This is a genomic window from Pseudomonadota bacterium, from assembly GCA_039196715.1.
In the GTDB taxonomy this organism is placed as follows: Bacteria; Pseudomonadota; Gammaproteobacteria; order CALCKW01; family CALCKW01; genus CALCKW01.
In genome coordinates, this window is the sequence record JBCCUP010000004.1 from 38,268 (window position 1) to 50,919 (window position 12,652).

Annotated in this window: 9 protein-coding genes and 2 tRNA genes; 3 read left to right on the plus strand and 8 right to left on the minus strand. The window is 63.6% G+C overall.

Translation table 11 applies throughout. From position 1 onward, the window contains the following. The first annotated feature begins 333 nt into the window (after window positions 1-333). The 3 genes from map to dapE are packed head-to-tail and all read left to right on the plus strand — an operon-like array spanning window position 334 to window position 4,884. The gene (gene map / locus AAGA11_03030) at window positions 334-1,101 is read left to right on the plus strand and encodes a type I methionyl aminopeptidase (GenBank protein ID MEM9601816.1); all 768 of its coding nucleotides are present in this window, start codon (window positions 334-336) and stop codon (window positions 1,099-1,101) included. Between the two features lies 1 nt (window position 1,102). Further along, complete coding sequence (gene glnD / locus AAGA11_03035; protein MEM9601817.1) at window positions 1,103-3,742, plus strand: [protein-PII] uridylyltransferase; 2,640 nt, start codon at window positions 1,103-1,105, stop codon at window positions 3,740-3,742. Then, window positions 3,739-4,884 carry a succinyl-diaminopimelate desuccinylase gene (gene dapE / locus AAGA11_03040; GenBank protein MEM9601818.1) on the plus strand — a complete coding sequence of 382 codons (1,146 nt, stop codon included), beginning with the start codon at window positions 3,739-3,741 and terminating at the stop codon, window positions 4,882-4,884. The genes glnD and dapE overlap by 4 nt, the downstream gene beginning before the upstream one ends. A 46-nt stretch (window positions 4,885-4,930) precedes the next feature. Here dapE and AAGA11_03045 read toward each other — a convergent pair whose 3' ends face one another. From AAGA11_03045 to clpP, 8 genes are all read right to left on the minus strand, one after another. Beyond that, a complete protein-coding gene (locus tag AAGA11_03045; protein MEM9601819.1) occupies window positions 4,931-5,110 on the minus strand; it encodes a hypothetical protein in 180 nt (59 codons plus the stop codon). Window positions 5,111-5,206: 96 nt separating this feature from the next. Continuing rightward, window positions 5,207-7,156: a SurA N-terminal domain-containing protein gene (locus AAGA11_03050; protein MEM9601820.1), complete on the minus strand. Its 1,950-nt coding sequence runs from the start codon at window positions 7,154-7,156 to the stop codon at window positions 5,207-5,209. A 125-nt stretch (window positions 7,157-7,281) separates the two neighbouring features. Next, a tRNA-Asp gene (locus tag AAGA11_03055) sits at window positions 7,282-7,358 on the minus strand. 10 nt (window positions 7,359-7,368) lie between these two features. After that, window positions 7,369-7,444: transfer RNA gene (locus tag AAGA11_03060), tRNA-Val, on the minus strand. A gap of 7 nt (window positions 7,445-7,451) precedes the next feature. Further along, on the minus strand, window positions 7,452-7,724 hold the full coding sequence (locus AAGA11_03065) for an HU family DNA-binding protein (GenBank protein ID MEM9601821.1): 273 nt from the start codon (window positions 7,722-7,724) through the stop codon (window positions 7,452-7,454). A gap of 256 nt (window positions 7,725-7,980) precedes the next feature. Further along, the gene (lon, locus tag AAGA11_03070; protein ID MEM9601822.1) at window positions 7,981-10,395 is read right to left on the minus strand and encodes an endopeptidase La; all 2,415 of its coding nucleotides are present in this window, start codon (window positions 10,393-10,395) and stop codon (window positions 7,981-7,983) included. 148 nt (window positions 10,396-10,543) lie between these two features. Next, a complete protein-coding gene (clpX, locus tag AAGA11_03075) occupies window positions 10,544-11,845 on the minus strand; it encodes an ATP-dependent Clp protease ATP-binding subunit ClpX (GenBank protein ID MEM9601823.1) in 1,302 nt (433 codons plus the stop codon). Window positions 11,846-11,994: 149 nt separating this feature from the next. Beyond that, window positions 11,995-12,639, minus strand: a complete 645-nt coding sequence (gene clpP, locus AAGA11_03080; GenBank protein ID MEM9601824.1) for an ATP-dependent Clp endopeptidase proteolytic subunit ClpP — start codon at window positions 12,637-12,639, stop codon at window positions 11,995-11,997. Window positions 12,640-12,652 lie beyond the last annotated feature (13 nt).

The following is a 12,652-nucleotide window of genomic DNA, read 5'->3' on the forward strand; positions in this document are numbered from 1 at the left end:
GCCCTGCGCTGGCAACCCGAGCCGAGGCCGGGCACCCACCAACGCGTCAGGGGACGGTGTGTGCGGATTTCCGTTTCGACCCGCGTGGGTCAGGCCGGATAGCCCAACTGCGCTTTATAGCAGAATTTGTTACTCTTGAACAAGCACGCAGCGCAGGGTGTTGGTGCGCCGTGCGGCACGGCCCGGCTGGCCGGACCGCGTCTGCACACCCGCCCCTGCAAGGCTGCGCGCACCGCCCGACGGGCACATATCCTGCCACGTCACGATATTGACGATCCCGCGACCGGCCACAGCCGGTCCGCCCGGACACACAGAGACCCCAGACCGCCCCGCATGACCACCACGTTACGATCTCCGGACGAAATCGAGCGCATTCGCACGGCCGGGCGACTGGCCGCCGAGGTGCTCGACCTGATCACCGATCACGTCGTTCCCGGCGTGACCACGGCCGAGCTCGACCGCATCTGCCACGAGCACATCACCTCCGATCAACAGGCGACCCCCGCGCCGCTGAACTACCAGGGTTTCCCGAAATCGATCTGCACGTCGATCAACCATGTGGTGTGTCACGGCATTCCGAGCGAGAAGCGGCTCAAGCGCGGCGACATCGTCAACATCGACGTCACGGTGATCAAGGACGGCTATTTTGGCGATTCGAGCCGCATGTACACGGTGGGTGAGGTGTCGGCGCCGGCGCGCCGAATCTGCGACGTGGCGCGCGAGAGCCTGATGCGCGGACTGGCTGCCGTTCGCGCCGGGGCCACCCTTGGCGACATCGGACACGCGATCCAGAGCTACGCAGAAGCCGAGCGCTGTTCGGTCGTTCGCGAATACTGCGGGCACGGAATCGGCACGGCCTTCCACGAGGAGCCCAAGGTGCTGCACTACGGCAAACCCGGCGAAGGGCTGCGATTGCAGACCGGCATGGTGTTCACGGTCGAACCGATGATCAACCTCGGCAAACGCAAGGTGAAGGTACTGGGCGACCAGTGGACCGTGATCACCAGCGACCGCAGCCTGTCGGCGCAGTGGGAACACACCATCGCGGTCACCGAAAACGGCTGTGACATCCTGACCCTGGGCGCCTCCGGCCAACCCTGACGTGCCTGTGCAACTCGACGCGCAGATAGCCGGTCTCATCGCCGAGGTCGACGCCACTGGCAGCGTCGACAACGCGGCGTTCCGGGCGGCGCTCGACCGTGCGCGCGAGGCGATGGAAGACGCCTTCGACCGCGGCGCCGACGGCGCCACCTTGGTCTACGCCCGCGCCCGCATCGTCGACGCGGTACTCAGGCGGCTCTGGCAGCTTCGCCTGGGCGACGACGCCGAGCGCCTGTGCCTGATCGCGGTTGGCGGTTACGGCCGCGGTGAGTTGCACCCCGGGTCCGACGTCGACATCAGCGTGCTCACACCGGAGACCGCGTTCAACGAGACCGCGTTGAGTCAGTTCCTGACCGGCCTCTGGGACATCGGGCTCGATATCGGCAGTTCGGTGCGGCGGGTGTCAGAGAGCCGAGAACAGGCGGCGAACGACATCACGGTGATGACCAACCTGCTCGAATCCCGCAGCCTGTGCGGCGATATCCGACTGTTCCAGGCACTTGGCGATGCGCTGCAGAGCGACGACCTCTGGCCTTCCGAGGCCTTCTTTCGCGCGAAGTTCGAGGAGCAACAGGAACGCCGCAGCAAATTCTTCGACAGTGCCGGCCGACTGGAGCCCAACGTCAAGGAGAGCCCGGGTGGCCTGCGCGATCTGCAGACCATCCGGTGGATTGCGGTGCGCCACTTCGGCGGCGAGGCTCTGGACGAGCTGGTGTTGCACCGCCTGTTGACGGCCGAGGAAGTGGCGTCCCTGCGTCAGTGGCGCGAGTTCCTCTGGCGCGTGCGGTTCGCGTTGCACCGGCTGGCGCGGCGTGGCGACGACCGTCTGCTGTTCGACCACCAGCGCAGCCTGGCCGCCGCGTTCAACGGCGACGGTGCGTCCGACAACGCCGCGGTCGAGGCCTTCATGCAGAACTACTTCCGCGTGGTGACCCACGTCACCCGCCTGAACGAGATGCTGCTGCAGCTCTTTCGCGAGGAGTTCATCGACCCGCAAGCCGGCCAGATCGTCGTCCTCGACAAGCGCTTCCAGGTGCAGAACGGCTACATCGAAGCCCGATCGGACGACGTCTTCGACCGCTACCCGCCTGCGCTGCTCGACATCTTCAACATCTCGGCCAGGCACCCTGATATCAAGGGCATTCGCGCCGGCACGATCCGTCTGATCCAGCAGCACCTCCACCTGATCGACGCGGGCTTCCGGGACGAACTGCAAGCCCGGCGTATTTTTATCGACCTGTTCCGCCAACCGCATGGGCTGACCCACCAGCTCGCACGCATGAACCGACTCGGCGTTTTGGCAGCCTACTTGCCGAACTTCGAGCGTATCGTCGGCCTGATGCAGTTCGACCTGTTTCACATCTACACGGTCGATCAACACACACTGATGGTGGTGCGAAACCTCCGCCAGTTCGCCGTGCCCGAGCACGCGGAAACCCACCCGCTGTGCACAGAGGTCTTCAAACTGATTCCACGCCCCCACGTGTTGTACGTGATGGGCCTGTTTCACGACATCGCCAAGGGCCGCGGTGGCGCGCACGAGGTGCTCGGGGCCGAGGACACCCGCGTATTCTGCCAGCACCACGGCATGACCGAGGAAGACACGGCACTCGCCGTCTGGGGAGTGCGAAACCACTTGCTGTTGTCGCTGGTCGCGCAACGCCGCGACATTCACGATCCCACCGTGATCCACGACTTCGCCGTTGAGGTCGGCTCGCTGAACCGCCTGAATCACCTCTACCTGCTGACTGTGGCCGACATCTGCGGGACCGATCCCGCCTTGTGGACGGATTGGAAGAACAAGCTGATCACCCAACTCTACCTCTCGACCCGCGATGTGCTCGAGCAGGGCCTCGCCGAAGTGCCGGACAGCGAACAAATTGCCGAGTCACGGCAACAGGAAGTCATCGAACTCAGCAGCCAACGCACCGACCACGCCGACAGCGCAACGCTCGACCACATGCGAGCTCTGCTGGGCGACGATTATTTCCTGCGATTCACGGCCGACGAAATCGCCTGGCACATGCGCACGCTCGGGCGCGAGTCCGACACCCGGATCGAGCACATCTACGTGCGCACCGTGGCAGAGACCACGGAGATCGCGGTGTACACCGCCGACCACGACATGCTGTTTGCCAACCTCACCGGCCTGCTGTGTCAACTCGGTCTGAACATTCTCGATGCGCGTGTGATGACCGCCGCCAGCGGCTACGCATTCGATGTGTTCAACGTGGTCAACCCCTCGGGCGACGCGCTGGACGCGCTGGACACCCAGCGACTGCTCGACACGCTGCCGCGGCATGCCGAGCCGCTCGACCCGATGCAACCGAGCATCGCCACGCGGCGTTTGCGCGTTTTCAGCCTCAAGCCCACGGTCACCTACGGCACCGAACGCAGCCGCACCATGACCTCCGTGTTGATCACTGCGCGCGACCACCCTGGCCTCCTGTACCAGATCGCGCGCAGCTTCAAGGAACACGGTGTCGTCATCCACGCCGCCAAGATCGCGACCTTCGGCGAGAAAGCCGAGGATGTCTTCTACGTCACCGATCAGCAAGGTGCGCCCTTGACGGACGCCAACCACTTGGACAAGTTGCGTGACACGCTGGTCCACACGCTTTCAACCGAGCTTGCATTATGACGATCGACGATGCCGTTGACTTGTGCCGAGAGCTGATTCGCCGTGATTCGCAAACCCCGGCAGACGCGGGTTGCCAGGCGCTGATCGCCGCTCGGCTCGAACCGTTGGGATTCCGGGCCGAGTGGCTGCCGAGTGGCCCGGTGACCAACCTCTGGTTGCGGCGTGGCCTAGACAGTCCGGTAATGGCCTTCGCCGGTCACACCGATGTGGTACCCACCGGCCCACTCGAGGCATGGACGCACGCGCCGTTCAGCGGCCATCTCGAAGACGGGGTGTTGCACGGACGTGGCGCCGCCGACATGAAGAGCGGCGTTGCCGCGATGGTTGTCGCCTGTGAGCGTTTCGTGCGCGCACACCCGAACCACCCTGGCTCGATTGCACTGCTGATCACGAGCGACGAGGAAGGGCCTGCTGTCGAAGGCACACGGCACGTTGTCGACACCTTGCAAGCCCGCGGCGAACACATTGACTGGTGCATTGTCGGCGAGCCCAGCAGCGATCAACGTGTTGGCGACACCCTGCGTGTCGGCCGCCGCGGCTCGCTCAGTGGCCACTTGCAGGTGCAGGGCGTTCAAGGGCATGTCGCCTACCCGCACCTCGCTGACAACCCGGTGCACAAGGTCGCACCGGCACTCGCGGCGCTGAGCGCAACGCGCTGGGACGACGGCAACGCCCACTTTCCTGCGACCACCTTCCAGGTTTCGAACATCCAGGCCGGCACCGGAGCGACCAATGTCATTCCGGCTGCGGTCGAATTGCACTTCAATTTCCGGTTCGGCACAGCGTCCACCGTGGCGCAGTTGCGCTCGCGCGTCGAATCGATTCTGGACGCGCACCAACTCGACTACACGCTCGAATGGCACTGCGGTGCTGAACCGTTCCTGACCGAATCCGTGCAGTTGATCGACGCAGTCTCTGCGGCGATCGAAGCGGAAACCGGCATCGCAACCACGCAGTCCACGGCCGGTGGCACTTCGGATGGCCGCTTCATTGCGCCCACCGGCGCCCAGGTCGTCGAGTTCGGCGTGCGCAACGCCACGATCCATCAGATTGACGAGGCGATCGCCTGCGAAGACATCACCACGGTCACCGCCGTCTACGAATCGGTGCTGGCACGACTGCTGCCAACCTCGCTCAGTTGAACCGCGCTCGCCGCTTGCCCAGCGGGTGAGCGGACCGGAGACCTGGTCACCCCATCCGGCGGGTGGTCTGAAACCGCGCGGTGTCGGGCGACGTGTTCTCCACGCGCACCGGGCCCGGTGCGGCGCCGTGGACAAACGGCGTTTCCACCTCCACCCAGCCGTCGAACATCACCTGATGCCGTTGACGCGCGTCGGTGGCGGACTGGGCCGTCGGGAGGCAGATCACGTTCGGCGCAGTGGGCCGCCGGACGCCTGCCGACGCCCTGCCACGGCTGAAAACGCGCCAGATCAACCCCAGAGCGGTGCGTGATTCCGGCCCGGGTCAGAGGCCCTGGCCGTGATCGGCGCCGTAGGGCACGAAATCCGGGTCGAGCACGCGTTCGTTGATAGTCACGTCGGCGTCTGCACGCATGGCTTGTTGCACGGCCCTGAACGCAGCGTTGCCGAAAGCGAGCGCGTACGCGCTGGCCTGCTGCGCGTCCGATGCCGGCAGCGAGCCAGCCCGCACGGCGTGCAGAGCCACCACCACCGGGTCACCGTCGCCGCGTTCGCTGCGGAGGTACACCGGCCCACCTGAACCCGGCTGGGACGCTTCAAATACGTCTGTCGCGACGGCGCCATCGACGACACCGCCCTGCCGAGCCACCCAAACCGGCGGCTCGAACACGGCACCCAACTCTGACGCCGCGTCTTCGAGCGGAGTCCCGCTTTCGACAGCCGCGAGCACACTGGCCACCAGCTCGTCAGCACGCGTCGCCGCCGCCTGGTCGAGCAACTCGCCCTCGATCTGCGCGCGCACCTCATCGAGCGGCTTGAGTTCGGTCGCCTGGACATCCTCGAGACGCAGTACCACCGAGCGCTCCGGACCGAGGTCAATGATCTCGGAGTTGAGCGCCTGGTTGAACACATCGTCACTGCGGATCGCTTCGAGCACGGCCGGGAACGCGCCCAGCCCGTCGGTCAGCTCAGCACTGACCCAATCCGACACCTGCACTTCGACGCCGAGCAGGTCAGCCGCCGAGTCCAGGCTGTTCGGGTTCTCGAAGGATTCAGCCGAGAGTGTTTCGCGCTGGTCGGCGAAGGCTTCACTTGCCAGCTGGGCCCGCAGACCCGCTTCGATCTCACCGCGCACCTCGTCGAGTGGCGCCGCCGTGGTCTCAGCGATGCGGTCGAGCCGGATGATGTGGAACCCGAAATCAGTTTGAACCACGTCGCTGATCTGGCCGACGTCGAGCGAAAAGACGGCGTCATCAAAGGCCGGGGTCATGACACCCCGCTCGAATTCGCCCAGGCTGCCGCCGATGTCGGCGGACCCCGCGTCATCGGAGTCGGAGGCCGCAATCGCCGAAAAGTCCTCGCCCGCGCGGATACGTACGAGCAAAGCCTCGGCTTTCTCGCGCGCCGCGTCCACCTCGGAGCCGGACTCGATGTCGTCGACGGCGACGAGAATGTGAGAGGCCTCGCGGGCTTCAGCCCGGCCGAACTCACCGATGCGGCGCTGGTACTCACCCTCAATGGTGTCCTCGTCGAGGCTGACGCCGTCGCGCAAGGCGTCAGCGTTCACGTCAATGTACGCGACTTTGTACTGCTCGGGTCGCATGTAGTCGTCGCGGTTGCTCTGATAGCGCGCTTCGATCTCCGAGTCGGAGACACTCAGGGTGTCGCGGAGCTGACCGAGGCTGAAGCGCGCTCGCGACACTTCGCGCTCCTGACCTGACAGTGCTGCGCTGCGTAGGCGCTCGCCGTCGAGCTCGAAATCGGAACTGCTGATGGCCTGGTAGAGCTGTTGCAATACCAGCTGACGCCGAAGCGTCTCCTCGTAAACCAGCGGTGAGCTGCGGTTCGCGCTCAGGATCTGTGCATACCGGTCGCGGTCGAACTGGCCATCCACCTGAAAATTCGGGTCGGTCTGAACCGCCTTGGCGAGTTCCAGATCCGACGCGGTGTAGTAGTCGGCCTGCGAGCGTTGCAGCATCAGCTGCTCGTTGATCAGGGCCTCGAGCACGTCCTCGCGGAGCGCCCGGGTGTTGATCAACTCGGCCGGCAACTGACCACCGAACAGCTGCCGCATGCGCTGCTGCTGCTGGTAGTTCGCCTGTTCGAAACGCGCTGTGGGAATCGCGTCGCCGTTGACCGTGGCCGCATCCACGTCGGCGCCACCGCCCACGTAACTCGCCACACCGACAAACACGAAGGGCACCGAGATGATGCCAACGAACACGTATTTGAGGATTTTCGAGTTCCGCAAGCCGTCGCGGAAAGATGTCAACATGAACTGTCCCCTCCAAAACGCGCGCGCACCGCAGGGTCGCGCAGCCTCATTCCTGACCGGTTGATCCGAGCGAAGTTCAGGCCCGGAAACAAAACAGGGCGCCTGAGGCGCCCTGTTCGAACTGATGGCGGAGCGGACGGGACTCGAACCCGCGACCCCCGGCGTGACAGGCCGGTATTCTAACCAACTGAACTACCGCTCCAGAATGCGTGTGGTGGGTGCTGAGGGACTTGAACCCCCGACCCTCGCCTTGTAAGGGCGACGCTCTCCCAACTGAGCTAAGCACCCAAGCCGACTAGTTTACGGCATCTTTCAGTGCTTTGCCAGCCTTGAACGCCGGCACGTTGGCCGCCGCGATTTGAATGGTTTCGCCGGTCTTCGGGTTGCGCCCTTCGCGGGCTTCGCGACGGCGGCTCAGGAACGTGCCGAATCCGGTCAGCGCGACCTGATCGCCGCCTTTGAGGGCATCCGACACCACGGCGGTCAAGGCATCCAACGCACGGCTGGCTTCGGCACGGGACAAGTCTGCCTTGTCAGCGATGGCGTCGACTAACTCTGATTTGTTCACATTCTCTTCCTCAAGGGGTTAAAGGCCGCAACCGGTGAGGGCACCGCGCGACCGACAGTCGTCCGGCGGCACCGCCGGGCGCAGGCTGTCGTGGTGTTCGGGGCGCTGCTTTCCATCACGGTAACCGGACCCCGGTCAGCGTGTTCAGCGCGCGCCCCTGAGTATACGCGTCCGAACCCGAGCGCATGCACACAAGATAGTGCATCGAGGCGTGCTTCGCGCACGCAAACACGGTGGGAGCGACGGGATCAGCGCCTCAGTGCTTCGACACGCCGGACCCCTTTGGGCCCTTGCCAACGGCTTCTACCTCAGCCACCGACGTCGGCTGCGGGTCCAGCGGCTTGGGTTGCTCCGCAAGTGCCAGGGTGAGCACCTCATCGATCCAGCGTACCGCGACGACATCGAGACCGTCGAGGATATCCGCCGGCACTTCGGCGAGGTCCTTCTCGTTTTCAGCCGGGATGATCACCTGCGATATGCCGCCGCGGTTAGCAGCGAGCAGCTTCTCTTTCAAGCCGCCGATCGGCAGGACTTCCCCGCGCAACGTGATCTCACCGGTCATGGCGACATCACACTTGACCGGTATACCGGTCAGGGCAGACACCATCGCCGTACACATGCCAATACCGGCACTCGGCCCATCCTTGGGTGTCGCACCTTCGGGTACGTGAATGTGCAGGTCGAGCTTCTCGTAGAAATTCACTTCCAGCCCCAGGCTGGCGGTACGCGATCGCACAACGGTGTGCGCAGCCTGAATGGACTCCTGCATGACATCGCCAAGCTGTCCGGTGTAGTGCAACTTGCCTTTGCCACTGATCACGCCGGCCTCGATGGTCAGCAACTCACCACCGACTTCTGTCCATGCCAAGCCTGTCACCTGCCCGACCTGATCGTTTTGCTCTGCCAGGCCGTAACGGTACTTGTACACACCGAGGTACCGCTCGAGCAGGTCGGTGTCGACCGTGATCGGTGCAACCATGTCTCCGGTCAGCACGTCCTTGACCGCCTTGCGACAGATCTTGTTGATCTCGCGCTCCAGACTGCGGACACCGGCTTCACGCGTGTAACGGCGCACGGTCTCAAGCACCATCTCATCGGGTACGGCGAGCTCGTCTGCCTTGAGCCCGTTGTCCTTGATGGCCTTGGGCAAGAGGTAGCGACGCGCGATGCTGAGCTTCTCGTTTTCGGTGTATCCGGCGATGCGAATCACCTCCATGCGGTCCAGCAGCGGTGCGGGGATGTTGAGCGAGTTGGCCGTGGCGACAAACATCACGTCGGACAGGTCCACGTCGACTTCAAGGTAGTGGTCGGCGAAGCTGTTGTTCTGCTCCGGGTCGAGCACCTCGAGCATGGCCGAGGACGGGTCACCCCGGAAGTCCATCGACATCTTGTCGATTTCGTCGAGCAACATCAGCGGGTTGCGTGTGCCTGCCTTGGAGAGGTTCTGAACGATCTTGCCAGGCATCGAGCCGATGTAGGTGCGACGGTGTCCGCGGATTTCCGCCTCGTCGCGCAGGCCGCCGAGTGACATGCGCACGAACTTCCGACCGGTTGACGCGGCGAGTGAGCGGCCCAGCGATGTCTTGCCCACACCGGGCGGACCGACCAGACAGAGTATCGGTCCCTTGAGCTTGCGCACGCGCTTCTGCACGGCCAGGTACTCGAGAATACGTTCCTTGACCTTCTCCAGTCCGAAGTGGTCCCGGTCGAGAATCTTCTGCGCGGCCGCGAGGTCCGACTTGACGCGACTCCGCTTTACCCAGGGCACCCCCAAGAGCGTGTCGAGGTAGTTTCGAACGACCGTGGCCTCGGCCGACATCGGCGACATCTGCCGCAACTTGCCGAGTTCGGACTGCGCCTTGTCGAAAGCCTCTTGCGGCATGCCAGCTTCCTGCACACGACGACTGAGATCCTCGATCTCGTTGGGTGCGTCCTCGAGTTCGCCGAGTTCCTTCTGAATGGCTTTCATCTGCTCATTCAGGTAGTACTCGCGCTGGCTCTTTTCCATCTGCTGCTTGACGCGACCCCGAATACGCTTCTCGACCTGCAGCACGTCGAGTTCGCCTTCGATCAGCGCCATGACCTTTTCGAAGCGCGCGCCGACGTCGAGGATCTCCAGCACACCCTGCTTCTCTTCGAGCTTGAGCGACATGTGCACGGCGATGGTGTCGACCAGCCGCGACGGGTCATCGATGCCGTCGAGCGTCGACAGCACCTCCGCCGGGACCTTCTTATTGACCTTGACGTACTGCTCGAACAGCTCGCGTATGGAGCGGATCATCACGTCGCGTTCCTGTTCACGCGAGAACGGCGGTTCGGACAGCACCTCGATGCCGCCCATCAGGTAGCCGTCGGACGCCGTGTCGAGCTGGTGCAACACCGCACGGCTCTCGCCTTCGACGAGCACCTTGATGGTTTCGTCAGGCAGCTTGAGCAGCTGCAGCACGTTGGCGACCGTGCCCTGCGAGAAGAGGTCGCCGACACCGGGCTCGTCGACATCGGAGCTGCACTGTGCGATCAGGAAGACCCGCTTCTGGTCGAGCATGGCCGCGTCGAGCGCGGCAATCGATTTGGCGCGCCCGACGAACAAGGGCGTGACCATGTGGGGGTAGATCACCACGTCTCGCAGGGGCAAGACGGGCAGGAACTGCAGCGCGCTTTCGTTCGACACGCGGGACTCCTCAAACAGGACAGCGGAACACGGCGACGGCGTCGCCGGTCACGGAATTGCGGACATGGTACCAAACGTCGCGATAGCCCGGGGGCAGGCCGATTGCAGGGGGACGCCAGCCCCCGATCGGTGCCGAGGGCGTCCGACCTCAGTCGTCGGATGCGGCCTTGCGGAACGCGGTTTTCTCGTTTGCCGCGTCGTCGCCGGTGCCGTACACCTTGTACGGTTGGGCTTCGCCGCGAACGACGGCGTCGTCGATGACGATTTTCTTTATCCCCTCCTCCGAGGGGGTTTCGTACATGGTGTCGAGCAGCACGCCTTCGAGGATCGTGCGCAGTCCCCGTGCACCGGTTTTGCGTTCCGTTGCCTTCTTGGCAAGCGTATAGAGCGCGTCCTCGCGGAACTCGAGCTCGATGCCGTCGATGCGGAAGAGCTTCTCGTACTGCTTGGTCAGTGCGTTCTTCGGCTCTTTGAGGATGCGCACCAAGGCGTCCTCGTCGAGCTCCTCGAGCGTCGCGATCACCGGAAGGCGACCGACAAACTCGGGAATCAAGCCGTACTGGACCAGATCTTCGGCCTCGGTCTGGTGCAACACGTCACCCAGCGCCGAATCACCGTCCTTGGCCCGCACGTCGGCGGCAAACCCGATACCGCCCTTCTCGGTGCGATCGCGGATGATCTTTTCGAGACCGGCGAAGGCGCCGCCACAAATGAACAGGATGCTGCGGGTGTCGACCTGCAGGAACTCCTGCTGCGGGTGCTTGCGGCCACCCTGCGGCGGGACCGAGGCGAGCGTGCCCTCGATCAATTTCAGCAACGCCTGCTGGACGCCCTCGCCCGACACGTCGCGGGTGATGGAGGGGTTGTCGGACTTGCGCGAGATCTTGTCGATTTCATCGATGTAGACAATGCCGTTCTGGGCCTTCTCGACATCGTAGTCGCACTTCTGCAGCAGCTTCTGGATGATGTTCTCGACATCTTCACCCACGTAACCGGCTTCGGTCAGCGTGGTGGCGTCGGCGATGGTGAACGGCACGTTGAGCAGGCGCGCGAGCGTCTCGGCCAGCAAGGTCTTGCCCGAGCCTGTCGGGCCGATCAGCAGGATGTTGCTCTTGGCAAGCTCGACTTCGTCCTTGCCACCGCTGTGCTCGAGGCGCTTGTAGTGGTTGTACACCGCGACCGCCAGAATCCGCTTGGCGGCTTCCTGCCCGATCACGTACTGGTCGACAACGTCCTTGATCTCGGTGGGTTTGGGCAGTTTCGCGCTGCTCGATGTGCTCTGCTCCTGGATCTCCTCGGTAATGATGTCATTACAAAGGTCGACACACTCGTCGCAAATGAACACCGACGGGCCAGCGATCAGCTTGCGTACTTCGTGCTGACTCTTGCCACAGAACGAGCAGTACAACAGCTTGCTGTCGTCTTTGCCGCGATCTTCACCGTCACCCATCTGTCATCTCCCAGGCGCCAATGGATTCACAATGCCGCCTTACATGAGCCATTGCAACCCGGCTTGGTCCGAGCTGCGATCCACTTCCCAGCTTTGGTGATCGGCTGCCTTGGCGAGCCGGTCACACCGCCGAGCACCGGCCTCCTGAATCAGTCTGCTGACGTCACAGCCCGACTGCTGACCACCTTGTCTATCAAGCCGTACTCAAGCGCCGCGTCGGCGTTGAGGAAATAATCTCTGTCGGTGTCTTCCTGCACCTTGTCGAGGCTCTGACCGGTGTGTTCGGCCAGAATTTCATTCAAGCGCTGACGGATACCGAGGATCTCGCGCGCGTGGATGTCGATGTCGGATGCCTGGCCCTGAAAGCCGCCCATGGGCTGGTGCACCATGACCCGGGAGTTGGGCAGCGCAAAGCGCTTGCCCTTGGCGCCCGCCGCCAGCAACACCGCGCCCATGCTCGCCGCCTGGCCGATGCACATCGTGCTCACATCGGGCTTGATGAACTGCATGGTGTCGTAGATCGACATGCCCGCGGTGACCGACCCACCGGGCGAATTGATATAGAGGTAGATCTCTTTCTCTGGATTCTCCGACTCCAAAAAGAGGAGCTGCGCCACGATCAGGTTGGCCATGTGGTCCTCAACCTGCCCGACGACGAAGATCACACGCTCTTTGAGCAAGCGTGAATAAATGTCGTACGAACGTTCGCCGCGCGGGGTCTGCTCCACCACGATCGGCACAAGTGCGTTGCTCACACCCGCGATGCCGTATCCGTCCAGATTGTCCAAAGACATCAGATTCACTGTC